Consider the following 23,915-nt stretch of genomic DNA (forward strand, 5'->3'; position numbering starts at 1 on the left):
GATCCGGACTCCTTTTCTGTGCCCGGCACCATTAGCGTTAACCAGAACCACAGACGGAAGGACGTTGATCACGCATGTCGACAGCCACCCAGGGGAATCCTTCACTGAGACACCCCTCACAGCGGCGCAGAGTCCTTCTGAAGCTCTCCGGCGAGGCGTTCGGCGGAGGCCAGCTGGGCGTCAACCCGGACATCGTCAGCAGTATCGCCCGTGAGATCGCCCAGGCGGCGGAGGATGTCGAGATCGCGATCGTGGTCGGCGGCGGCAACTTCTTCCGCGGCGCCGAGCTCTCGCAGCGCGGCATGGACCGTGGCCGGGCGGACTACATGGGCATGCTCGGCACGGTGATGAACTCGCTGGCCCTGCAAGACTTCCTGGAGCAGGCGGGCGCCGAGACGCGCGTCCAGTCGGCGATCTCCATGACCCAGGTCGCGGAGCCGTACATCCCGCGCCGCGCCGAGCGCCACCTCGAGAAGGGCCGCGTCGTCATCTTCGGCGCAGGCGCCGGACTCCCGTACTTCTCCACCGACACGGTCGCCGCCCAGCGCGCGCTCGAGATCAGCGCCGACGTGGTGCTGGTCGCGAAGAACGGCGTCGACGGCATGTACGACGACGATCCGCGCACGAACCCGGACGCCCGCAAGATCGACCAGATCAGCCACCAGGAGGCGCTGCAGCAGAACCTGAAAGCGGTCGACTCCACAGCGCTGAGCCTCTGCATGGACAACGGCATGCCGATGCGGATCTTCGGGATCGAGCCGGCGGGCAACGTCACCGCCGCCCTGCTGGGCGCCGAGATCGGGACACTGCTCGGCTGAGCCGAAGCACCCGCGCAATAGACTAGAGACCGACCCACCTGAGTTTGAAGGAGACACCGTGATCGCGGATGTGATTTCCGATGCCCGCCAGCGCATGAGCAAGACCGTGGACGCGGCGAGGGAGGACTTCGGCACCGTGAGCGCGGGCCGTGCCAACCCGGCACTGTTCCAGAAGGTGCTGGTCGACTACTACGGCTCCCCGACGCCGCTGGCCCAGCTGGCCGGCCTCCAGAACCCGGAGGCGCGGGTCCTCCTCGTCACGCCGTACGACAAGTCGGCGCTGAAGGAGATCGAGCGGGCCATCGTCACCATGCCGAACCTCTCGGCGAATGTGGGCAACGACGGTGAGATCGTCCGGGTCACCCTTCCGGAGCTGACGGAGGACCGCCGCAAGGAGTTCGTCAAGATCGTCCGCAGCAAGGGCGAAGACGCGAAGGTCGCGCTGCGCAACATCCGCCGCAAGGCCAAGGACGACCTCGACGCCCTCAAGGGCGAGGTCGGCGACGACGAGCTGGCGCGCGGCGAGAAGGAGCTCGAGGCCCTGACGCGCACCCACGTCGACGCGGTCGACGAGGCGCTGAAGCGCAAGGAAGCCGAACTTCTCGAGGTCTAGCCCATGACCGACGACAGCAGCCCCGGGATGCCGGATCCCGCTCCACGCGGCAAGGCGAGGTCCCGGGAGGAGTTCCGCGCCCAGGTGCAGGCGACGCGAGCCGACTTCGAGCGCCAGGTCCAGGCGCGGAAGGCGCAGCTCGACGCGACGAACGAGCGGATCGCCGAGCGCACCGGGCGCAATCTGATCCTCGCGACCCTGATCGGTCTCGCGGTGGGCGCCCTGGTCGTGGTCAGCCTCATCTTCATCAAAGAGCTGTTCCTCGTCTTCGGCATCGCGATGGCCGGATTCGCCAGCTTCGAGCTGGCGCAGGCGTTCCGCATGGCGGGGCGGCGCGTCCCGCGCATCCCGACGATCGTCTCCGCCGCCGGCATGGTCCCCGTCGTGTTCTTCCTGCACGCAGGCGGGCAGCTGGTCTCGCTCTGGGCCGGAATCGTCCTGATCGTCGTCTGGCGGCTGGTGGAGGAGCTGGCGGTCCCCGCCGCACGCCGCGGCCCCAGGGCCCTGGGCCGAGACCTCCTCTGGTCGGTCTTCGTCCAGCTCTACGTGACGCTCCTGGCGAGCTTCGTCATCCTGCTGCTCGCCGAGCCGGGTGGGGAGTGGTGGGTGCTCGCCTTCCTGATCCTCGTCGTCTCGGTCGACACGGGCGCCTACGTGAGCGGGCTCTCGTGGGGGAAGCACCCGATGGCGCCGACCATCAGCCCGAAGAAGACCTGGGAGGGATTCGCGGGTGCGGCAGCCGCGGCGATCATCGCGGGCATCCTGCTCTCGATCTTCATGCTCGGCGAGTCCTGGTGGTTCGGCATCGTCTTCGGTGTCGTCATGCTGCTGACGGCGACGGCCGGCGACCTGGCGGAGTCGCTGATCAAGCGCGATCTCGGCATCAAGGACATGAGCTCGTGGCTGCCCGGCCACGGCGGCTTCCTGGACAGGCTGGACTCCATCCTGCCGTCGGCAGCGGCCACCTACGTCCTGTTCCTCATCTTCCGATGACAGAATGGGGGAGTGAGCACCTTCCCCCGCAGCCCCAAGTCGAAGCCGGGCTACGACGTCGAGCAGGTGGACGAGTTCCTGTCTGCGGCGCGCCGCGCGTACGACGCAGACCCGGCCGCGCCGGATCTGACCGCGGCCGACATCCGGCACACCGCCTTCGCCATGATGAAGGGCGGCTACTCCACGACGCACGTGGACGCTGCCCTCGAGCGCCTCGAAGACGCCTTCTCCGCCCGTGAGCGCGAGACGGCGCGCGCCCGCCAGGGCGACGGCGCGTGGTTCGAGGAGGCGCGGACGACGGCGCAGGTCATCCTGAACCGGCTCGACCGCCCGCTCGGGCATCGCTTCGAGCGCGTGAGCTTCCTCACGCTCGGCTACAACCGCAACGACGTCGACCGCTTCGCGAACCGTCTGGTGCGTTACTTCCAGGACGGCCGCCCGATGAGCGTGGAGGAGGTCCGGACGGTGACGTTCCGCGAGCAGCGGGGCGGATACCGCGAAGTTCAGGTCGATCTCCTGCTCGACAGCGTGACCGACGTGATGCTGGCGGTTCGCTGAGTGCGGGGGTCGATTCTTGGGTTTTCCGGTGATCTCCGTTATCGTTCTGTGATCGTGGGTAGACGAGCAGAAGCAGCAGCAGAGATCGTGCCGCTGACTCCGGCCAACCCGGTCGGCGTCGCGTTCAAGCGTTCCCGGCGACCGCACATCCGGTCGCGGGCAGCCGTCTGGGGCTTCGCGTTCACCGCGGCCGTCGGCTTCGCCCTCGTCAACGTGGTCGATCCGTTCTCTGGTGCGACGACGACTCCCGCCTACGCGGAGTCGCTGCAGCAGATCCCGACGACCTCCCGGTACGAGGGTGCTGCGACCCAGAATCTGACCGCGCCGGACGCTGCGGCCCTGACGATCACACGCGACGCGGTGACCGTGAAAGAGAAGCCCAAGCCCACGCCGACCCCCACTCCGACTCCGACGGCCTCCAAGAAGTCGTCCTCTTCGTCGTCCGGCGGCAGCGCGCCGTCCGCACCCGTGCCTGACCCGGGGACCGCGAAGGCGATCGCCTACCAGATGGTCCACGACCGCGGGTGGGGAGACGACCAGTACTCCTGCCTCGTGCAGCTCTGGAACCACGAGTCCGGCTGGCGCGTGAACGCGTCCAACCCGAGCGGGGCCTACGGCATCCCGCAGGCTCTACCGGGAAGCAAGATGGGTCCGGGCTGGGAGACCGACGCGAGCGTGCAGATCAGCTGGGGCCTCGGGTACGTCGGCGGCCGTTACGGCACGCCGTGCGGTGCGTGGGGCGTCTGGCAGTCGCAGGGCTGGTACTGAGCGGTCCGCGGTCTCCGCGCGCCTAGACTTGAGGCATGCCGCGCTCCAACCGTCCCCGAGGCCGCTCCGGCGGCCGGCCGGCGGAGGACCCGGACGGCCTGGAGCGTCTCCTCGCCGGCTGGCGACGCATCGAGACCCGTCGTGGCGCCGAATGGAATGTGCAGCCGGTCTCGGCCGTCCAGGCGCAGAAGGTCTACATCTGCCCCGGCTGCGGTCGTGACATCGCGCCCGGCACGGCACACCTGGTCGCCTGGCGCGCCGACGGCGTCCTCGGCGACGCCGCCGACCTGGCGGCGCGACGGCACTGGCACGAGTCCTGCTGGAGGATCGCATGAGCGCAGAGAGCACGACGATCGAGATCCGCGGAGGCGTCGAGCTTCCCGCGCGTCGTGAGGAGATCGAGCTCCACACCGACGACGGCCTGACGCTGGTGGGGGAGCTGTCGAGCCCGCTCGACGGGGAGCCGGTGGCCACGCTGGTCACGCTGCACCCGCTCCCGACGGCCGGCGGCTTCATGGACTCGCACATCCTGCGCAAGGCCGCTGCGCGCCTTCCCGCGCTGGCGGACATCGCCGTGCTGCGCTTCAACACCCGCGGAACCTCGTCGCCGCGTGGCCGCAGCGAGGGCTCGTTCGACGACGGCGTGGGGGAGCGCTACGACGTGGAGGCCGCGATGGCATTCGTCGCCGATCGCGGCCTGCCGCATCCGTGGCTGCTGGGCTGGTCGTTCGGGACGGAGCTGGCGCTCATGTACGGGCGGGAGTTCCCGGTCGACGGCGTCATCCTGCTGTCGCCGCCGCTGCACCGGGCCAAGCCGGCGCATCTCGCCGCGTGGGCGGGGGACCACCGCCCGGTGGTCGCCCTCATCCCGGAACTCGACGACTTCTTGCGCCCGGCGGAGGCCGCTGAGCGGTTCGCGCCCGCGCCGCAGATCGAGCTGGTCGACGTGGAGGGCGGCAAGCACCTCTGGGTGGGCGAGAACCAGACGCGCCGCGTCCTCACCGAGATCGTGCAGCGCACCAACCCCGCCGCTCTGCCCCTCCCCACCGAGTGGCCCGCAGCCTCCTCCTAGCCTCCGCCCACCCCCCGATTCGTGACGATTGTGGTGTTACCGCGCGCGTAACCCCCGATTCGTGACGAATGTGTCTCTGGGTCCGTTACCCCGATTCGTCACGAATGTGGGCTCTGGCAGCGCAGAAGCCCCGATTCGTGACCAATCGGGGTGGGCGGAGTCAGAGCTCGTTCTGGCGGGGGATGACGACCTGCTTGACGATGAGCAGGATGGCCGCGGCGAACGGGATGGCGACCAGCGCGCCGAGGATGCCGAGCAGCGTGCCGCCGGCAAGGGCGGCGACCACCACGAGCGCACCGGGCACCGAGACCGCACGATTCATGATGCGCGGGCTGAGAACGTACGCCTCCACCTGCATGTACACGAGGTAGTAGATCGCTGCGGCGATGGCGGTCGGCGGTCCCGAGAGGAAGCAGACCGCGACGATGATCACGGAACCGGTGATGGTTCCGACCAGCGGGATCAGCGAGAAGAAGAAGGCGATCGACGCGAGCAGGATGGGGAACTTCGCGCCGATGACGGTCAGGAAGATCGCGCTCAGCACGCCGTTGACCAGGGCCAGCGAGACCTGACCCATGACGTACTTGCCGACGGAGTCGGTGATCTGGTCGCCCAGGTCGGCGAACCGGGCCCGGCGCGAGGCCGGAACGAGCTGGTAGGCGGAGCGCTTGATGCTCGGCAGCGAGGCCGTGAAGTAGATCGTCAGGATGACGACGATGATGACGCCGAAGGCGCCCTGGATTATCCCGACGCCGGTCTGGAGGACCTTCGACGTGATGTCCGGCAGGTTCTTCTGCAGCCACTGGGTGACGGCATCGATGTTCTGCTGGTTGACGATGGAGGGGAACTGGTGCTGGAGGCTGAGGAACCACTGCTCGGCGCTGCCGTTGTTTACCCAGGAGACGGTGTTCTGCACCAGCTGCGACGCCTGGTCGACCGCGATCGGGACGATGGCCCAGATCAGGCCGATGAACGCCCCGATGATGACCGCGAGCGCGACGACGAGCGCCAGCCACCGCGGGAAGCGGCGCCGTTCGAGGAACGAGATCAGGGGCTCGATGCCGAGCGCGAGGAACAGCGCGGCGCCGATGTAGGTGATGATCGTCGCCAGGCTGGTGACGGCGCTGAGGATGAGGATCCCGAGTCCGACCCCCAGGGTGCCGATGAGGCCGAGGCGGAACGGATTCTGGATCTTCACGTGTTCCCCCTGGTCAGTCGCGGTCGACAGTCACCTTCTCGGCCTGCTGGAGGACGCCTCGGAGGTTCTCGAAGTAGCCGGCGACGGCCTCGCGCTCAATCCTAATCTGCGCCAACCGCTCCTCGGCGTCAGCCACGAGGCGTTCCGTGCGCTCCTCGGTCTCAGCGAGAAGCGCCGCTGCGCGCTCCTCGGCGTCGTGGATGACCTCGGCGGCCGTGTCCTCCGCCTTCTTCCGGGCCTCGGTGACGGTGCGGCGCGCCTCCGTCTCGAAGGCTTCCGCTTCGGATCGCGCCTGCGCCGTGCGCTTGACGGCGTCGGCCAGCTGGACGTTCGCCTCGTCGAGGTACTTCTGCGTCTGCGCGACGGCCTCCTGGTGGCGGGACAGGTACTCCTTCTCGGCCTCGTCGCGCCGGGCGCGGAGCTCGACGTCGAGGTCGATGCGCGCCTGCTCCATCTCGCGGGTGCGGGCCTCCACCTCTTCGAGCGTGGTGTTCCGCAGCTCCGTTAGCTCGGTGTCGAGCGCGGCACGGGCGGTCGCCGCCTCCTTCTCGAAGGCGGCGGTGCGCTCGGCCAGCTCGGCGTGCAGGGAGGTGCGCGCCTCCGCGACCTCGCGGGCGAGCTCGGCGCGCGCTTCCGCGGTCTCCTTCTCGAGGGCGACCCTGGTCTGCTGCGCCTCGTCTGCCAAGGCGACGCGCGTGCGCTCTGCCTCGCGCTCCAGCTCCAGCCTCTGCTGTTCGCGCTGGTCGGCCAGCTCGTTGGCGGTGGATTCGCGCCGGTCGGCGAGCTCTGCCGTCGTGCGCCGGACGTCTTCGGCCAGCCGGCTGCGCGTCTGCTCCGACTCGGCGGCGAGCGCGCTCGTGGTCTGCTCGACGTCGGTGGCCAGCGCCTTCTTCGTCTGCTCGACCTCGGCGGCGAGCGCCGACTTGGTCGTGGTGACCTCCGCCTCCAGAGCGGACTTCGTCTGCTCGACCTCGGCGGCCAGTGCCGTCGTGGTCTGCTCGACCTCGGCCGCGAGTTCGGTGCGCGTGCGCTCGACCTCGTCCGCCAACCCGGCCTTGGTGGTGGTGACCTCGGTCTCGAGCGCCTTCTTGGTCTGCTCGACCTGGGCAGCCAGGGCGGCCTTCGTGGTGGTGACCTCGGTCTCCAGCGCCGATTTCGTCTGCGAGACCTCGGCAGCGAGTGCGGAGGTCGTCGTCTCGACCTCCGCGGCCAGACGTGCCCGCTCCCCGGCGAGCTCCGCGTCGACGGTGCTCCGCTGGCGGGCGATTTCGTCGGCGAGGGCGGTGCGGGCGGAGTCGACCTCGGCGGCGAGCTCGGCACGCAGCTCGGCGGCCTCCGTGTCGAGGGCGCGGCGTTGACGCTCCGCCTCGGCGGCGAGGCGCGCGCGCGTCTGCTCGACCTCGGCCGCGAGTTCGCTCGCGGTCTGCTCGCGGTCCGCCGCCAGCCGGGCGGCGGTCTCGGTGCGGTCCGCCTCCAGGGCGGCGCGGGTCTCCGTGGTCTCCTTCTCGAGGGTGGTCCGGGTCTGCAGCCTGTCGTCCTCGAGCTGCTTCGTCGTCCGCTCCACGTGCTCGGCAAGGGCCGACTTCGTGGTGGTCACCTCGTTCTCCAGCGAAGCGCGCGTGGAGGTGACCTCGTTCTCCAGAGCCGCGCGCGTGGTCGAGACCTGGGTCTCGAGCTCTGAGCGGGTGCGCGTGACCTCTTCGGTGAGCGCGGAGCGGGTCCGGGTGACCTCGTCGGCCAGCTCGGCCTTGGTGCGCTCGACCTCGTCGGCGAGGGCACTGCGAGCCGTGGTGACCTCAGCGTCGAGTGCGGAACGGGTCTGCTCCACCTCGGCCGCCAGGCCGGCCTTCGTCTGCTCCACCTCGGCGGCGAGAGCCTTGGTGGTCTGCTCGACCTCCGTGGCGAGGGCGAGCCTCCTGGTCTTCTCCTCGTTCTCGAGGTCGGCGCGGGTCTGAGCGGCGGAGGCCGCGAGCTCGGAACGCTGCTCCTCCACCTCGGCCGCCAGGTCGGCGCGGGCCTGCGCGGCCTCTGCGGCCAGCGCGTTGCGCGTCTCGGCCTCCTCGGCGGCGAGGCGGTCGGTGGTCTCGGCGACCCGGCGGTCCAGCTCGAGGCGGGTCTGCGCGGCCTCGCGCTCGAAGGCGGCGCGATCCTCCGCCAGGGCGGTCTCGAGCTCTGTGCGGCGCGCGGCGATCGTCCGGTCGAGCTCCGCCGCCTCGGCGCGCGCCCGCTCGGCCTCGCGGGAGGCGACGGCCTTGAGCTCTGCGGCCTCGCGGTCGGCCTCCGCACGCACGGCGGCGGCCTCGCGCTTGCTCGTCGCGCGGAGCTCTGCTGCCTCGGTGGCGACGGCGCCGCGAATGGCGGCGGCCTCGCGCATGGCGTCGTTGAGCAGCGTCTCTTTGTCGGCGCGCGTCTTGGTGAGCAGCTCGCCGGACTCGATCTGAGCGTCCTCGAGCAGCGTGGTCGCCCTGGCCTGCGCGTCGGCCAGGATGCGCTCCGCCTGGGCGGCCGCGGCCTTCTTGACCTTCTCGATCTCGGCGGAGACGCCGGCGCGCAGCTTCTCGGCGTCGATGTCGGCCTGGGCGATGAGCCGGGTGGACTGCTCCTCGGCGACGCGGAGGGTGTTCTCGAGCTTGGTGCCGAGGCCGGAGTAGGTCGGGCTGCCCACTTCTTCGATCTCGGCGTTGAGGTCGTCGATGCGGGCCTGGAGGCGCTTGAGCTCTTTGGCAGAGTCGGCCGCCTGCGTGTTCGACTTGATGAGCTCGCGCCGCAGCTCCTGGAGGGCCTTGTCGACCTCGTCCTTGTCGTAGCCGCGGAAGACTTGCGTGAAGGTGGAATCGTCGGTGGCCACTGTGGTCGCTCCTGAGGGATGTTCGGGTGGGCCCGCTGCGCGCGTGCCGGATCGATCCTACAAGCGGCCGCTCGGCGCCCGCACGGGAGGGGGTGGGCGTCCAGCCAAGGGTTAGCTCCCTTTCAGGTGGTTCCGGTATCGTCGGGTGACTGTGCCCGCCCCCGAATGGCACATGAGGAGCCCTGTTTGCGTTTCGTACTCGCCATCGTCGCGTTCGTCGTCGCCGCGGTCATGATCGTGGCCGGTATCGCGCAACGAACCGTTTTCGCCCCGCCGAGCCACATCGAAGCAGCGACCACCGTCTCCGGAGACCCCCGCTACGTGGTCATCGACGGCTCGGTGCTCAACGCCCATCCCGGGCAGCAGACGCTGACCGTCACGGGTGCGCCGCAGGGTGCCAAGCAGCTCGTCGCTTACGGCCGTACAGCGGACGTGAAGGCGTGGCTCGGTGACCAGAAGTACGTCGCCGTGCGCTATCAGAAGGCGACAGGCGACCTGGCCACGAAGGCCGTGACTCCGAAGCCCGCCCGGTCGACGGGCACCGGCACGTCGGGCTCCACGGCGACCCCCACTCCGGCTGCGACCCCAACGCCCACTCCGTCCGCGACCGCGGGCGCCGCCTCCTCCGGGAAGACGGCTGCCACCACGGCGGGCCCGAACCCGGCGGGCAGCGACCTCTGGCTGGAGGAGTTCGACGGCACCGCCGCGCAGGTCACCCGCATGAACATCCCCGACGACGTGAGCGTGATCGTCGCCTCCGACGGGCAGAAGCCCGCGCCCTCGAACGTCAGCGTCACGTGGCCGGTCGACTCCAGCACGCCGTGGGCGTTCCCGCTCATCATCGGCGGCCTCGTCCTGCTCGTGATCGGCATCGCCCTGTACCTGTGGGGCCTCTACACCCACCGCCGCTCGCGCGGCCCGCGCCGCAAGAGCGGACCGAAGATGCCGAAGCTGCCCAAAGCCCCGAAGTACAAGCCCACCGCCATGATCGAGACGACTCCCCGCGGACGCCGTTCCACTCGCCGCGCGCGCGTCATCCTGCCCGTCGCCCTGGCCGGCGCGCTCGCCCTCACCGGCTGCACAGCCGGGACGAACGCGGCGTCCACCCCCTCGAAGACGGCGACGCCGCTCGCCACGGAGGCGCCCGACGCCGCAGGCCAGCTGCCCCCCGCCGTGACCGTTCCGCAGCTGGAGCGCATCGTGAAGCGGATCTCCGAGTCGGCCGCGCAGGCCGACGCCAAGGCGAGCGCCGACCTCGCCAAGGAGCGCTTCGTCGGGCCGGCGCTCGAACTGCGTGAGGCCAACTACGCCATCCGCGCGCACAAGTCCGACGAGCCGGCGCTCCCGGCGATCCCGGCCAGCCCGATCGTGCTGTCGCTGCCGCAGGCGACGGACACGTGGCCGCGCACGGTCGCTGCCGTGATCCAGAGCCCGAAGGACGCCAAGGGCAATGAGCAGGCTCCGATCGCGTTGACGCTCGTGCAGAAGACGCCGCGCGACAACTACCAGGTCGAGTACGCCGTGTCGCTCGAGCCGAAGGCCAAGGTGCCGAACCTGGCCCCGGCGAGCATCGGCGCCGCCGTCGTCCCGCCGGACTCCAAGCTCCTGGAGCTGCCGCCGGAGAAGGTCGCGGCCGCCTACGGCGACATCCTGATGAACGGCGACAAGAGCCAGTACGCGAGCCAGTTCAACCCGGAAGGCGACACTCTGCGCACGCAGGTCGGAGCGGACTGGAAGGCGAAGCAGAAGGCCGCCGTCCCGGCGACCGCATCGCTGACCTTCACGAGTCAGCCAGGTTCGGGCGCCGACGTGGCCATGGCGACGAACGACTCCGGCGCGATCGTCTGGACCGACCTGCAGGAGTCGCAGATCCTGAAGGTCGTGGAGGCCGGGGCCGACGCCAGCGCCGGGGCAACCGCCGCGGCTCTGAGCGGTGTGGCGTCGTCGAAGACGGGCATCCAGTCGGACTTCGGCTACCAGCTGGCGTTCTACGTGCCGCCGGCGGGGTCGAAGGAGAAGATCACCCTCCTCGGCTTCGCCCAGGGCATGGTCGCAGCGAAGCAGATCCCGTAACGGGAAGCCCGTTCGCGAGTATCCTTGACTCTCGTGCCGTACCGCGCTCGTCTGGAGGATCAATGAGCAACGTCCCGCCCCCGCCCACCAGCCTGCGGGGGGCTGTCGACCTCAGTTCCCTCGTCAACCGCCCGGCCCCGGCCGGAGCGGCAGCGCCCGGTGGGGCGGTGTCCGGCGCCGACGCGCCGGCCGCCCTGTCCCTCCCGAGCCTGTTCTTCGAGGGCACCGATGCGAACTTCAACGACTTCATCGACCTGTCCGCTCGGGTGCCCGTCGTGGTCGACCTGGGCACCGCCCGCTCCGAGCAGTCCGCCCAGTTCTCCGCGGTGCTCGACCGCGTCGTCGGCGGCTTCGGCGGCCGGCTGGTGCTGGTCAGGATCGACGCGGACGCCAACCCGCAGCTGACCCAGGCGTTCCAGGCGCAGGCGCTGCCGACCGTCGCCGCGCTGGTGGCTGGCCGTCCGGTCCAGCTGTTCGCCGGCGTCGTGCCGGAGGAGCAGCTGCGCGATGTCTTCGAGCAGCTGCTGCAGCTCGCCGCCCAGAACGGCGTGACCGACACGGTCACCGTCGAGGGCGCCCCCGGCGAAGCAGACGGCGATGCAACGCCGGAGGCTCCCGCCGAGCCGCCGCTCCCTCCGCTGCACGCCGAGGCGTACGACGCGATCGACCGCGGCGACTACGAGGGTGCGATCCGCGCCTACCGGACCGCCCTCGCGCAGGATCCGCGCGACACGATGGCCGCCGCCGGGCTCGCGCAGGTGAGCCTGCTGGCACGACTCAGCGGCCACTCCGCCGACGAGCTCCGTGCCGCGGCAGCGGCCGCGCCCCGGGACGTGACGGCGCAGCTCGGCGTCGCCGACCTCGATGTCTCCGGCGGTCACGTGGAGGACGCCTTCGACCGGCTCCTCACCCTGTTCCCGGCGCTCGACGCCGCGGGCAAGGAGGAGGTGCGGACGCGCATCCTGGACTATTTCGAGATCGTGGGTGTGGACGACCCCCGCGTGGGCAAGGCCCGGGCTAGGCTGGCGTCGCTGCTGTACTGAGGCCGTCCGCTCCCGGACGGCGCCCGGCGGCATCCCACGCTCGCCTCATCGCCTGGAGGAGTGATCGCGCATGTCCCGTGTGCTCGTCGTCGGAGGCACAGGCCTGGCCGGCCGTGCCGTGACCGCCGAAGCGATCGGGCGCGGTCATGAGGTGGTGGTCGCGGCCCGGCGTGTTCCCGACGACGACGCCGAGTCGTACGTCACGGGCGCCGCGTACGTGACGGCCGACCTCGTCACCGGAGACGGGCTCGAGGAGGCCGTGGACGGCGTCGACGTGATCGTGGACACGAGCAACGCGGTGGGCAAGCAGGCGGCGCACGTCTTCGCCACCGGTGCGCAGAACCTCGTCCATACCGCTGCGCGGTTCGGAGTGCACCGTGCGGTGCTGCTCTCCATCGTCGGCGCGGACCAGTCCGGCTACGCGTACTACCGCGCGAAGGCGGCGCAGGAGCGCGCCTACCTCGACTCGCCGCTCGACACGCGCATCGTCCGGGCGACGCAGTTCCACGACTTCGTCACCGCTATCTTCGACCGCGGACGTCCGCTCGGCGCCGTGCTCGCCCCGACCGGGACGCGGTTCCAGCCGATCGCGGTGAGCGATGTGGCATGCGTGCTCGTCGACGCGGCCGAAGGCGGCGGGGAGGGCCGAGGAGAGCCGGACACCGTCATCCACGTGGGCGGTCCGCGCGTCGAATCCGCGCGCTCGCTCGCAGAGCAGTGGAAGCGGGGGAGCGGCAGCCGCCGCTACATCCTGCCGATCCGGCTCGGGGGAGCGCTCGGCTCCACCTGGCGTGCCGGACGCAACCTGGTGCCGGAGCACGCGGTCGACGGGCTCGGCTACAGCGCCTGGGTCGACTCCCGCGCCTGAGAGCGCTGCGGGACGCCGAGACGTCCCGCAGCGCCACACGCTCAGCGCCGAGGCTTCAGCCAGAGCGCTCCGAGCGGCGGCAGGGTGACCAGCGCGGAGGCCGGCCGGCCCATCCACGGCTCGTCGACCGCGGTCACTGCGCCGAGGTTGCCGACGCCCGAGCCGCCGTACGCCTCCGCGTCGGTGTTGAGCAGCTCCTCCCACTCGCCGGCGAACGGCAGCCCCATCCGGTAGTTCGCGTGCGGCGCGCCGGAGAAGTTGAAGAGCACCGCGATGGGGTCGCCCTGGCGGTCCTTCCGCAGGAAGCCGATGACGTTCCCCTGCGCGTCGGAGCCGTCGAGCCACTCGAAGCCCGCCGGGTCGTTGTCGCACGCCCACAGCTGCGGGTTGTCGCGGTAGACGGCGTTGAGCTGCGCCACCAGGTTCCAGAGCCCCTGGTGCGCCGGCTGGTCGAGGATCCACCAGTCGAGGCCGCGCTCCTCGCTCCACTCGGACGGCTGCCCGAACTCCTGGCCCATGAACAGCAGCTGCTTGCCGGGATGCGACCACATGAACGCCAGGAACGCCCGCACGTTCGCCAGCTGCTGCCAGTGGTCCCCTGGCATCTTGGTGAGCAGCGACCCTTTGCCGTGCACGACCTCGTCGTGGCTGATCGGCAGGAGGAAGTTCTCGCTCCACGCGTACACGAACGAGAACGTCAGCTCGCTGTGGTGGTAGCTGCGGTACATCGGGTCCTCGTGGATGTACTGGAGCGAGTCGTGCATCCAGCCCATGTTCCACTTCAGCCCGAAGCCGAGGCCGCCGGAGGAGGTGGGCGCGGTCACGCCGGGGTAGCTGGTGGACTCCTCGGCGATCATCACGGTGCCGGGGTTGCGCTTGTACGCCGTCGCGGTGACCTCCTGCAGGAAGCCCATCGCCTCCAGGTTCTCGCGACCGCCGTGGATGTTCGGCTCCCACTCGCCGGCGTTCCGCGAGTAGTCGAGGTAGAGCATCGAGGCGACGGCGTCGACTCGCAGGCCGTCGACGTGGAACTCCTCCAGCCAGTACAGGGCGTTGGCGACGAGGAAGTTGCGCACCTGCGAGTTGCCGTAGTCGAAGATGTAGGTGCCCCAGTCCTTGTGCTCGCCGCGGCGGGGGTCCGGGTGTTCGTAGAGCGGCTGGCCGTCGTAGCGGGCGAGCGCCCAGTCGTCCTTGGGGAAGTGCCCGGGGACCCAGTCGAGGATCACGCCGATGCCGGCCTGGTGCAGGCGGTCGATCAGGTACTTGAGGTCGTCGGGGGAGCCGAACCGGCTGGTCGGCGCGTAGTACCCGGTGACCTGGTAGCCCCAGGAGCCGCCGAAGGGATGCTCGGCGAGCGGAAGGAACTCGACGTGCGTGTATCCCAGCGCGCCCACGTAGTCGATCAGCTCGTCTGCAGCCTCGCGGTAGCCGAGTCCGGGCCGCCAGGAGCCGAAGTGCAGCTCGTAGACGCTCATCGGGCCGGCGTGCGGGTCCGTGTGCGCCCGGCGGTCCATCCACTCGTCGTCGGCCCAGTCGTGCCGGCTGACGGTGATGCGGGAGGCCGTGGCCGGCGGGATCTCGGCCAGCTGCGCCAGCGGGTCGATCTTCCGCACCCACCGGCCGTCCTGGGCGAGCAGGTCGAACTTGTAGATCTCGCCCTCGCCGAGGCCGGGGACGAACAGCTCCCAGACGCCCGAGGCGCCCATGTTCCGCATCGAGTGCAGGGTGCCGTCCCAGCCGTTGAAGTCGCCGACGACCCGCACGGCACGCGCGTGCGGGGCCCACACCGTGAACGACGTGCCGACGATGCCGCCGAGGTCGCGCACGTGGGCGCCGAGGGCCGTCCACAGCGTCTCGTGACGACCCTCCCCGATGAGGTGGAGGTCGAGCTGGCCGATGGTCGGCAGGAAGCGGTACGGGTCGTCGGCGGTCCACACGGAGCCGTCGTCGTACCGGGCCTCGATCTGGTACGCGCCGGGACCGGTGATGTCGATGCCCTGCCATACCCCGTGGCCGAGGTGACCGAGTTCGACGTGGGCGCCGTTCGAGAGGACGGCGAAGACCTCCTTCGCCAGCGGCCGCAGGGCGCGGATGACCGTCACCGGGTCGGCGATGCCCGGAGCGGCGACCGCGTGCTGACCGAGCACGGAGTGCGGGTCGTGGTAGCTGCCGGACGCGATCGCGGCCAGGAGGGAGTCGTCGAGGCCGGGCAGGTCGACGGCGGCAGCGCCACTGTGCGGGTCTGTCTCTGGGCGGATCGGGGACATGGCGGGACTCCTCTGCTCTGGTTCGGCGGTCGGTTCCGGGCCGGCGGTGGGTTCCGGGTCGGCGGTCGGGGTGTGGTCGGTCACAGCGGCCGGACGGACAGGATGTGGACGGGCTCCGTGAAGGCGTCCAGGCGCACGTAGTTCTCGGTGCCCCAGGTCCAGCGCTGGCCGGTCACGCGGTCCTTCACCTCGAACTGAGCGCCGAACGGGATTCCGAACTGGGACGGGTCGAGGTGGACGATCGTCTCGCGCACCGAGTGCGGGTCGACGTTGGCGACGACGATGACCGCGTCGGCCTTCCCGCTCCGGGTGAACCGGCCGTCGAGGTACTTGGAGTAGACGAGGATGCTGTCGTCGTCGCTCCAGTGGATGCTCAGGTTGCGCAGCTGCCGCAGGGCGGGGTGCTCGCTGCGCGCGCTGTTCAACATCGTCAGGTAGCCCGCGAGGGAGCGGCCCTGGGACTGCGCCTTGGCGTAGTCGCGCGGGCGGAACTCGTACTTCTCGTTGTCGATGTACTCCTCGGCGCCCGGGCGCGCCACGTTCTCGAACAGCTCGTACCCCGAGTAGACGCCCCAGGTCGGAGCCGCCGTCGCGGCGATCGCTGCGCGGACCTTGAACGCCGGCTGGCCGCCGAACTGCAGGTACTCGGTCAGGATGTCCGGCGTGTTGACGAACAGGTTGGGCCGCAGGTAGTCGGCAGTCTCGTGCGCGAGCGAGTCGAGGAACTCCTCGAGCTCCTCCTTGGTGTTCCGCCAGGTGAAGTACGTGTACGACTGCTGGAACCCGGCCTTGGCGAGGGTGCGCATCAGTGCGGGGCGCGTGAACGCCTCCGCGAGGAAGACGACGTCCGGATCGGTCGCGTTCACCGTGTGGATCAGCCACTCCCAGAAGTGCAGCGGCTTGGTGTGCGGGTTGTCCACCCGGAAGATCCGGACGCCGAGCGACATCCAGTGCCGGACGATCCGCAGCACCTCCTGACGGAGGCCCTCGTAGTCGTTGTCGAAGTTGATCGGATAGATGTCCTGGTACTTCTTGGGCGGGTTCTCGGCGTACGCGATGGTCCCGTCCGGGAGCGTCGTGAACCACTCCGGATGCTCGGTCACCCAGGGGTGGTCGGGTGAGGCCTGGAGGGCGAGGTCGAGGGCCACCTCGAGGCCGGCCTGTTTCGCCTTGCCCACGAAGAAGGTGAAGTCCTTCTCGGTGCCGAGATCGGGGTGGATCGCGTCGTGGCCGCCTTCAGGGCCGCCGATGGCCCACGGCGAGCCCGGGTCGTTCTCACCGGCGTCGAGGGTATTGTTCGGTCCCTTGCGGAAGGTGCGGCCGATCGGGTGGATCGGCGGCAGGTACACCACGTCGAAGCCCATCGCCGCGACCTCGGGGAGGCGCTTGGCGGCCGTGCGGAAGGTCCCCGACTGCCAGGAGCCGTCCGCGAGCTTCTTGGCGCCCTCCGAGCGCGGGAAGAACTCGTACCAGCTGCCGACGCCGGCCCGCGTGCGCTCCACCTGGATGGCCCGGGTCGCCGACAGCGACGGCAGGCTGATCACGGGTCGCTCGGTGAGTGCGTGCTGGATGCGGTCGTCGACGGCCGCCTGGAAGCGCTCCTCGACCGTCCGCTTGGTGTCCGCAACGACCTTCGCCGCCTCGGACAGATACCGCCGCTCGGCCGTGCTCCGGCGCTTGTCCTTGGAGGCCGTGACCAGGAGGCCGTGGCCCATCAGCAGCATCAGCTCCACGTCGATGCCGGCGGGGACCTTCACCTCGGCGTTGTGATGCCAGGTCGCGTACTCGTCGGCGTACGCCCGCACCTGATAGCGCCAGAGCCCCGTCTGCTCGAGCTGGACCTCCACCTCCCATCGGTCGGTGCCGGGCGTCAGCGCACGCATGTGGTGCTCGGTCTGAGCGCCCTCCGGGTCGGTCAGCAGGAGGTCGACGCCGATCTTGTCGTGGCCCTCGCGGAAGGCGGTGGCGCGGAACGGGATCACCTCGCCGCTGAACGCGGTCGCCGCCCACAGCCCCTCGTCGACCTGGGGGGAGAGCTCCAGGATGGGGATGCGGGGGAGCAGGGGCTCGTACGGCTCCTGCGGCGGCTGGGCCGCTTCTGCGGGCTGATCCGCGGGAGCGGGCTGGGCCGCCCGGGCTGCTGACCTGGTCGCTGCGTTCTTCACCACGCTCCCGAACGTACACTCATTAACCTGCGCGCAATGAGGCTCGTTTACAGTGGACCGAGTGAAGGCCATCCGTCGATTTACCGTCCGTGCCGTCCTCCCTGAAAACCTCTCCGCATTGGAGGAGATCGCCGCGAACCTCCGCTGGTCGTGGCATGAGCCAACGAAGGAGCTGTTCGCCCGGATCTCTCCCGAGCTGTGGCAGCAGGTCGAACACGATCCGATCGCGCTTCTGGGCGTCGTCGCGCCCTCCCGGCTCGCCGAGCTCGCGGCCGATCAGGGCTACGTGGACTGGGCGAACCACATCCGCGACGACCTCCGCTCGTACCTGAGCGAGCCCCGCTGGTACCAGTCGCTGGGCGACGGCGCGCCGCAGACCATCGCGTACTTCTCTCCGGAGTTCGGCATCGCGGCCACCCTGCCGCAGTACTCGGGCGGCCTCGGCATCCTCGCCGGAGACCACCTCAAGGCGGCGAGCGACCTCGGCGTCCCGCTGATCGCCGCAGGGCTCTTCTACCGCTCCGGCTACTTCTCGCAGGCGATCACGCCCGACGGCTGGCAGCTGGAGAGCTACCCCGTCCTCGACCCGGACGGCCTGCCGCTCAGCGTCCTTCGCAACCCCGACGGCTCGCCGGTCCAGATCTCGCTCGCGCTGCCCGACGGCGTTCTCCACGCCCGCATCTGGCAGGCCGCCGTCGGCCGCGTGAAGCTGCTGCTGCTCGACACCGACATCCCGGACAACGAGGAGCGCCTGCGCTCGGTCACCGACCGGCTCTACGGAGGAGGCGGCGAGCACCGCCTGCTGCAGGAGTTGCTGCTCGGCATCGGCGGCGTCCGCGCCGTCAAGGCGTGGACCGACCTCAGCGGAGTGCCGGAGGCGGAGGTGTTCCACACCAACGAGGGCCACGCCGGCTTCCTCGGGCTCGAGCGCATCTCCGACCTCATCGGCGAAGGCCTCACCTTCGACCAGGCGCTCCAGGTCGTGCGGGCGGGCACCGTCTTCACGACGCACACGCCGGTCCCCGCCGGGATCGACCGGTTCGACCGCTCGCTGGTGCAGCGCTACTTCTCCACCTCGCTGCTCCCTGGCGTCAGCGCCGACCAGGTGCTCCCGCTCGGTGCGGAGGACTACGCGGGCGGGTCGCCGGACGTCTTCAACATGGCCGTCATGGGCCTCCGTCTCGGACAGCACGCCAACGGCGTCTCCCAGCTCCACGGCGAGGTCTCGCGGCACATGTTCAACGGCCTCTACCCGGGCTTCGACCCGCAGGAGGTGCCGATCGACTCGGTCACCAACGGCGTGCACGCGCCGACCTGGACCGATCCGATGCTCCGCGCCCTCGCCCTCGAGCGGCTCGGCACCGAGGACACGACGCACGCCGACTGGGCCAACTCCGCGGCGGTCACCGACATCGACCTGTGGGGCGTCCGCAACCGGATGCGCGAGCAGCTGGTGCAGGACGCCCGCCGCCGGCTGGAGGCCGCGTGGGAGGAGCAGAACCCTGGCGGCATCGCGCCGGCCTGGATGGACGACCTCCTCGACCCGAACGTGCTCACCATCGGCTTCGCCCGGCGCGTCCCGACCTACAAGCGGCTGACGCTGATGCTGCACGACCCGGACCGGCTGCGGAGGATCCTCACCGACCCGCTGCGACCCGTGCAGTTCGTCATCGCCGGCAAGTCGCACCCCGCCGACGACGAGGGCAAGCGCCTCATCCAGATGCTGGTGCAGTTCGCGTCGGAGGCCGATATCCGGCAGCGGATGGTGTTCCTCCCCGACTACGACATCGGGATGGCGCAGCTGCTCTACCCGGGCACCGACGTGTGGCTGAACAACCCGCTCCGGCCGCTCGAGGCGTGCGGCACCTCCGGCATGAAAGCGGCGCTCAACGGGGCGCTCAACCTGTCCATCCTCGACGGCTGGTGGAACGAGTTCTACGACGGCGAGAACGGCTGGGCCATCCCGTCCGCCGACGCGGCCGGTGACGGCGCCGAGCGCGACGCCCTGGAGGCCGCGGCGATGTACGACCTGATCGAGCACCAGATCGCCCCGCGCTTCTACGACCGCGACGGCGACGGCGTCCCGACGGCGTGGGTCTCGCGCATCCGGCACACGCTCGCCACGCTGTCGTCGCCGCTGTCCGCCGAGCGGATGGTCCGCGAGTACGTCGAACGGCTGTACCTGCCCGCCGCCGGCTACGAGAACCGCCTCAGCGAGAACGAGTTCGCCCAGGCCCGGTCGCTCGCGACCTGGAAGCAGCGCGTGGAGGCCGCCTGGCCGGGCGTCGACGTCGCACACGTCGACGCAGGTGGCGTGGATGCGGTGCCGCAGGTCGGCGACGAACTGCACGTGCGCGCTCTCGTGCACCTGAACGGGCTGGAGCCCGGCGACGTGGAGGTCCAGGTCGTCTACGGTCGCAGCCAGGAGGGCGACGAGCTCGTCGACGTGCACCGGCAGGCGCTCGCGGTCGACGACAGCGTTCCGGGAACGCACGACGCGTCCGTCCCGCACGAGTTCGTCGGGACGGTCCGTCTCGCCTGGGCCGGCTCCTTCGGCTACACCGTCCGCGTGGTCCCCGTGAACGACCTCCTGCTGACCCCCGCCGAACTCGGCCTCGTCACCCTCGCCTCCTGACCCGTCGCCCCGGTCGCCCACCGTCGAGTCCACACTTTCTGCACACGACACGCCGCGGCGGCGTGCAAGAAGTGTGTACTCGACGGTGGGGGGTGGGGGCTACTTGGCGAGAGGGGCGTAGGTGGCGGCGGTGATGCGGAGGAGGTCGGCGGGGGAGAGCTCGAGGTCGAGGCCGCGCTTGCCGCCGGAGACGAAGACGGTGTCGAACAGCTGCGCCGTCTCGTCGACGACGGTCACATGCTGCGTCTTCTGGCCGACGGGGCTGATCCCGCCGACGACGTAGCCGGTGCGGCGCTCGGCGACAGCCGGGTCCGCCATCGCCGCCCGCTTGGCGCCGACGGCCGTGGCGAGCGCCTTCAGGTCGAGCGTCCCGGTGACCGGCACCACACCGACGACGAGTCCTGTGTCGGTGTCCGCGAGCAGGGTCTTGAACACCCGATCGGGTTCGACCCCGAGCGCCTCAGCAGCCTCCAGCCCGTAGGAGGGGGCGGACGGGTCGTGCTCGTACGGGTGCACGGTGAACGGGATGCCCGCGGCGGTCAGCGCGACGGTCGCCGGGGTGCCGGCCGAGGCACCGGCCGCCGCCTTCCGGCGCGCCATCAGGGCTCCTCCACCCGCGGCCCGTTCGCGCGGTACAGCTGCATCGAGGTGCCGCCGACCAGGCGCGCAGTGCCGGGGGAGAACTCCGTCGGGTCCTCGGCGATGGGGACCTCGGTGGCCGAGTCCCACAGCAGCTGGTACGAGGTGACCCCCGGCGCGACCGGCAGGGACACCTCCACGTCGTCCTCGACGCCGTGGACGATGAGGAGGATGCGGTTGAACTCCTCCGTGACCGGCGTCGAGGCGGCGAGGTACTGCAGCGTCCGGTTCTCGGGCGAGTTCCAGTCCTCGTCGTCCATGCGCTGGCCGGTGGCGTCGTACCAGTCCATGTGGCTGGCATTGGGCGTCTCCTGCCCGGAGACGGCGTACCGGCTGGGGCGGAGCGCCGGGTTCTCTCTGCGCAGCTGCAGGAGGCGCCGCGTGGTGTCATGCAGTTCGCGCTGCTCGCGGGTGCGCAGCCAGCTGAGCCACGTCAGCTCGCTGTCCTGGCAGTAGGCGTTGTTGTTGCCGCGCTGGCTGCGGCCGTACTCGTCGCCGGCCGTGATCATCGGGACGCCCGCCGAGAGCAGCAGCGTCCCCATCAGGTTGCGGATGGCCTTCGCCCGGGTCAGCAGCACCGCCTCATCCACGGTCGGGCCCTCGACGCCGTGGTTGAAGGACCGGTTGTTGTCGGTGCCGTCGCGGTTGCCCTCCCCGTTGCCGAGGTTGTGCTTGACGTCGTACGCCGTCAGGTCGGCCATGGTGAAGCCGTCGTGCGCGGTGACGAAGTTGATGGAGGCCAGCGGCCCGCGCTCCGGAGAGAACGTGTTGGACGATCCCGCAAGCCGGGTTGCGAATCCGCCGATGCCGACCGGTGCCTGCCCGTTGCGTCGTGTGTCGGCGATGTCGGCCAGCCAGAAGGAGCGGACCCGGTCGCGGTAGCGGTCGTTCCACTCCGACCAGCCCGCCGCGTCGGCCGTTCCGCCGGGGAAGTTGCCGGTCTGCCAGCCGCCGAGTCCGACATCCCACGGCTCGGCGATCAGTTTGACGCCCTGGAGCGCCGGGTCGGACTGTGCGGCGACCAGAAGCGGGTGGTCCCGGTGGAAGGAGGCGTCCGGTCCCCGTCCCAGCGTCGCGGCGAGGTCGAAGCGGAAGCCGTCGATCTGCACTTCGTTCGCCCAATAGCGCAGGGAGTCGAGGACGAGCCGCTGCGGGACGGGGTTGCCGAAGTCGACGGTGTTGCCGCATCCGGTCACGTCGATGTAGGCGCCGGTGTCGTCGTGACGGTAGTAGGTGGCGTTGTCGATCCCGCGGAAGCTGGTCCGCGGCCCGTCGATGCCCTCCTCGGCGGTGTGGTTGTAGACGACGTCGAGGATGACCTCGATGCCGGCCAGGTGGAGCAGCTTCACCATGCCCTTGAATTCGGCGAGCACCGCCTCGGGACCCGCCGCCTGCGCCGCCCGGGACGCGTACGGGGTGTGCGGGGTGAAGAAATTGAGGGTGTTGTAGCCCCAGTAGTTGGTGAGGCCCTCCTGCTGGAGGCGCTGCTCGGACACGAACGCGTGCACCGGCAGCAGCTCAACGGCGGTGACGCCCAGGTCTTTCAGGTAGCCGATGGTGGACTCGTGCGCGAGACCGGCGTAGCTGCCGCGCAGCTCCTCCGGGACGCCCGGGTTGAGCTTGCTGATTCCCTTGACGTGCGCTTCGTAGATCACGGTGTGGTCCAGCGGGGTCGCCGGCTTGCGGGCCTCGCCCCAGTCGAAGCCGTCGGCGACCACGACCGACCGCCAGCCGTCCGTCCCGACCCGCGCCAGCCCCCGCGCGTACGGGTCGATGAGCAGAGCCTCCGGGTCGAACGAGTTGGCGGGGGCGTTCGGGCCGGAGGCGCGCACGGCGTACCGGGTGCCGACGGTGAGGGAGCGCGAACGGCCCACCCACACGCCGTTCGCATCCCGGGTCATGGGAACCGCCTTGACCAGCCAGTTCGGGTCGTTCGCGTCGAACAGGCACAGCTCCATGGCGTCGGCAGTCGCGGAGAACACCCGCAGTTCGCCCCCGTGCGGCCCGACACGGACACCCAGGTTGCGCAGGGGATCGGTCGAGGTCATGCGATCTAGAGTAGTGACACACGCCTGGACACAGCTTCGGAGGGCACCGTGCCGGTCTACCTCGACCACGCCGCCACCACGCCGATGCGCCCGGAGGCGATCGCCGCCTACACCGAGGCCATGGGCGTCGTCGGCAACCCCTCCAGCATCCACAGCCAGGGCCAGCAGGCGCGGCGGATGCTCGAGGAGGCGCGCGAGACGGTCGCGGCGACGCTCGGCGCCGACCCGATCGAGGTGGTCTTCACGTCCGGAGGGACGGAGGCGATCAACCTCGCGATCAAGGGGATGTACTGGGCGCGCAACGACGGCGGTCGCCGGCCGCGCATCCTCGTGCCCGGTGGGGAGCACCACGCGACGGTCGACACGGTGGAGTGGCTGGAACGGTCGGAGGGCGCGGACGTCTCATGGCTTCCGCTCGACGAGCAGGGGCGCATCTCCGTTCCGGAGACGCTCGCGGGAGAGGATGCCGCGCTGCTGACCTTCCTCGCCGTGAACAACGAAGTGGGGACGGTCCAGCCGGTGCGGGCGCTCGCCGCTGTCGCCCGGGAGGCCGGCGTCCCCGTCCACGTCGATGCGGTCGCCGCCTACGGGCACCTGCCGCTCGACTTCGGGGCACTCGGGGTGGACGCGCTGAGTGTTTCCGCGCACAAGATCGGCGGGCCTGTCGGCATCGGCGCGCTCGTGCTGAGCCGCACCTCCACGGTCGTGCCGCTCATCCACGGCGGAGGGCAGCAGCGGCAGGTGCGCAGCGGGACGCAGGATGTGGCGGCCGCGGTGTCGTTCGCCGTCGCCGCGCGGCTGGCGGAGCAGGAGCGGGAGGCGGAGTCGGCGCGGCTCGCAGGCCTCCGAGACCGGCTGATCGCCGGTATCCGGGCGACCGTGCCGGAGGCGGTGCTGAGCGGTCCGGAGCCCTCATCGGGAGAGCGGGTCGCCTCCAACGCGCACTTCACCTTCCCCGGGGCGCAGGGCGACTCGCTGCTGTTCCTGCTGGACCTCGCCGGGCTGTCGGTCTCGACGGGGTCCGCGTGCCAGGCGGGCATCCCCGAGCCGTCGCACGTACTGCTGGCGATGGGCCGCGACCAGACGGAAGCCCGCAGCGCCCTCCGGTTCACGCTGGGCCGCTCCTCCACCGAGGAGGACGTGGATGCGCTGCTCGCCGCGCTCCCCTCGGCCTACGCGCAGGCCTCCCGCGCCGGCCTCGCCGAGCGGACCACCCGCCTCGGCCGCTGACCCGCGCGCCGATTCGTGACGAATCGGGTCTCTAGCGCCTCCTGAGCCCGCATTCGTCACGAATCGCGCCGCTCGCGCC

The 23,915-nt window shown here is 70.5% G+C and carries 18 protein-coding genes; 12 read left to right on the top strand and 6 right to left on the bottom strand.

Annotated elements, in window-relative coordinates; all coding sequences use genetic code 11:
• The first annotated feature begins 74 nt into the window (after positions 1-74).
• Genes pyrH through SB754_RS06185 form a run of 7 tightly spaced genes read left to right on the top strand, consistent with a single transcriptional unit; the run spans position 75 to position 4,822 of the window.
• On the top strand, positions 75-818 hold the full coding sequence (gene pyrH / locus SB754_RS06155; RefSeq protein ID WP_410781463.1) for a UMP kinase: 744 nt from the start codon (positions 75-77) through the stop codon (positions 816-818).
• A 58-nt stretch (positions 819-876) separates the two neighbouring features.
• Positions 877-1,431, top strand: coding sequence for a ribosome recycling factor (gene frr / locus SB754_RS06160; protein WP_410781464.1), 555 nt, complete (start codon positions 877-879; stop codon positions 1,429-1,431).
• Between the two features lie 3 nt (positions 1,432-1,434).
• Entirely contained in the window at positions 1,435-2,424 is a 990-nt protein-coding gene (locus SB754_RS06165; RefSeq protein WP_410781465.1) for a phosphatidate cytidylyltransferase, read from the top strand.
• Between the two features lie 12 nt (positions 2,425-2,436).
• The gene (locus SB754_RS06170) at positions 2,437-2,982 is read left to right on the top strand and encodes a DivIVA domain-containing protein (RefSeq protein ID WP_410781466.1); all 546 of its coding nucleotides are present in this window, start codon (positions 2,437-2,439) and stop codon (positions 2,980-2,982) included.
• A 54-nt stretch (positions 2,983-3,036) separates the two neighbouring features.
• Entirely contained in the window at positions 3,037-3,750 is a 714-nt protein-coding gene (locus SB754_RS06175; RefSeq protein WP_410781467.1) for a lytic transglycosylase domain-containing protein, read from the top strand.
• A gap of 35 nt (positions 3,751-3,785) precedes the next feature.
• A complete protein-coding gene (locus SB754_RS06180) occupies positions 3,786-4,085 on the top strand; it encodes a hypothetical protein (protein ID WP_410781468.1) in 300 nt (99 codons plus the stop codon).
• On the top strand, positions 4,082-4,822 hold the full coding sequence (locus SB754_RS06185; protein ID WP_410781469.1) for an alpha/beta hydrolase: 741 nt from the start codon (positions 4,082-4,084) through the stop codon (positions 4,820-4,822). Before SB754_RS06180 ends, SB754_RS06185 begins: the two co-directional genes overlap by 4 nt.
• 160 nt (positions 4,823-4,982) lie before the next feature.
• On the opposite strand, the gene SB754_RS06190 is transcribed toward SB754_RS06185, so the two are convergent.
• Together SB754_RS06190 and SB754_RS06195 are read right to left on the bottom strand one after the other, a co-directional pair.
• Positions 4,983-6,020 (bottom strand): AI-2E family transporter, encoded by a 1,038-nt coding sequence (locus SB754_RS06190; RefSeq protein WP_410781470.1) that lies wholly within the window; start codon positions 6,018-6,020, stop codon positions 4,983-4,985.
• A gap of 13 nt (positions 6,021-6,033) precedes the next feature.
• Positions 6,034-8,868: a DivIVA domain-containing protein gene (locus tag SB754_RS06195; RefSeq protein ID WP_410781471.1), complete on the bottom strand. Its 2,835-nt coding sequence runs from the start codon at positions 8,866-8,868 to the stop codon at positions 6,034-6,036.
• 186 nt (positions 8,869-9,054) lie between these two features.
• On the opposite strand from SB754_RS06195, the gene SB754_RS06200 reads away from it, so the two are divergent.
• The 3 genes from SB754_RS06200 (at position 9,055) to SB754_RS06210 (ending at position 12,852) form a co-directional block, all read left to right on the top strand.
• On the top strand, positions 9,055-10,941 hold the full coding sequence (locus tag SB754_RS06200) for a hypothetical protein (RefSeq protein WP_410781472.1): 1,887 nt from the start codon (positions 9,055-9,057) through the stop codon (positions 10,939-10,941).
• A gap of 62 nt (positions 10,942-11,003) precedes the next feature.
• Entirely contained in the window at positions 11,004-11,984 is a 981-nt protein-coding gene (locus tag SB754_RS06205) for a tetratricopeptide repeat protein (RefSeq protein ID WP_410781473.1), read from the top strand.
• 70 nt (positions 11,985-12,054) lie between these two features.
• Positions 12,055-12,852, top strand: coding sequence for an SDR family oxidoreductase (locus tag SB754_RS06210; protein WP_410781474.1), 798 nt, complete (start codon positions 12,055-12,057; stop codon positions 12,850-12,852).
• A 41-nt stretch (positions 12,853-12,893) separates the two neighbouring features.
• Here the strand turns inward: SB754_RS06210 and glgB are convergent, their stop codons facing one another.
• Positions 12,894-15,119 carry a 1,4-alpha-glucan branching protein GlgB gene (gene glgB / locus SB754_RS06215; RefSeq protein ID WP_410781475.1) on the bottom strand — a complete coding sequence of 742 codons (2,226 nt, stop codon included), beginning with the start codon at positions 15,117-15,119 and terminating at the stop codon, positions 12,894-12,896.
• Positions 15,120-15,199: 80 nt separating this feature from the next.
• Positions 15,200-17,287: an alpha-1,4-glucan--maltose-1-phosphate maltosyltransferase gene (locus SB754_RS06220; protein ID WP_410781476.1), complete on the bottom strand. Its 2,088-nt coding sequence runs from the start codon at positions 17,285-17,287 to the stop codon at positions 15,200-15,202.
• A gap of 58 nt (positions 17,288-17,345) precedes the next feature.
• Between SB754_RS06220 and glgP the strand changes: the two genes are divergently transcribed.
• Positions 17,346-19,919, top strand: a complete 2,574-nt coding sequence (glgP, locus tag SB754_RS06225) for an alpha-glucan family phosphorylase (RefSeq protein WP_410781477.1) — start codon at positions 17,346-17,348, stop codon at positions 19,917-19,919.
• Between the two features lie 99 nt (positions 19,920-20,018).
• Here the strand turns inward: glgP and ybaK are convergent, their stop codons facing one another.
• Entirely contained in the window at positions 20,019-20,519 is a 501-nt protein-coding gene (ybaK, locus tag SB754_RS06230) for a Cys-tRNA(Pro) deacylase (RefSeq protein WP_410781478.1), read from the bottom strand.
• Complete coding sequence (gene glgX, locus SB754_RS06235; protein WP_410781479.1) at positions 20,519-22,606, bottom strand: glycogen debranching protein GlgX; 2,088 nt, start codon at positions 22,604-22,606, stop codon at positions 20,519-20,521. Before glgX ends, ybaK begins: the two co-directional genes overlap by 1 nt.
• Positions 22,607-22,654: 48 nt before the next feature.
• Here glgX and SB754_RS06240 point away from each other — a divergent pair, with 48 nt between their 5' ends.
• The gene (locus SB754_RS06240; RefSeq protein ID WP_410781480.1) at positions 22,655-23,836 is read left to right on the top strand and encodes a cysteine desulfurase family protein; all 1,182 of its coding nucleotides are present in this window, start codon (positions 22,655-22,657) and stop codon (positions 23,834-23,836) included.
• Positions 23,837-23,915: the final 79 nt, after the last annotated feature.

Origin of the sequence: Leifsonia sp. SIMBA_070 (assembly GCF_046534635.1) — a bacterium.
Classification (GTDB): domain Bacteria; phylum Actinomycetota; class Actinomycetes; order Actinomycetales; family Microbacteriaceae; genus Leifsonia.

Coding starts and splice junctions, on each gene's coding strand:
- pyrH (WP_410781463.1), top strand. CDS start 75: ATGTCGACAGCCACCCAGGGGAATCCTTCACTGAGACACCCCTCACAG.
- SB754_RS06165 (WP_410781465.1), top strand. CDS start 1,435: ATGACCGACGACAGCAGCCCCGGGATGCCGGATCCCGCTCCACGCGGC.
- SB754_RS06180 (WP_410781468.1), top strand. CDS start 3,786: ATGCCGCGCTCCAACCGTCCCCGAGGCCGCTCCGGCGGCCGGCCGGCG.
- SB754_RS06185 (WP_410781469.1), top strand. CDS start 4,082: ATGAGCGCAGAGAGCACGACGATCGAGATCCGCGGAGGCGTCGAGCTT.
- SB754_RS06205 (WP_410781473.1), top strand. CDS start 11,004: ATGAGCAACGTCCCGCCCCCGCCCACCAGCCTGCGGGGGGCTGTCGAC.
- SB754_RS06210 (WP_410781474.1), top strand. CDS start 12,055: ATGTCCCGTGTGCTCGTCGTCGGAGGCACAGGCCTGGCCGGCCGTGCC.
- glgB (WP_410781475.1), bottom strand. CDS start 15,119: ATGTCCCCGATCCGCCCAGAGACAGACCCGCACAGTGGCGCTGCCGCC.
- ybaK (WP_410781478.1), bottom strand. CDS start 20,519: ATGGCGCGCCGGAAGGCGGCGGCCGGTGCCTCGGCCGGCACCCCGGCG.
- glgX (WP_410781479.1), bottom strand. CDS start 22,606: ATGACCTCGACCGATCCCCTGCGCAACCTGGGTGTCCGTGTCGGGCCG.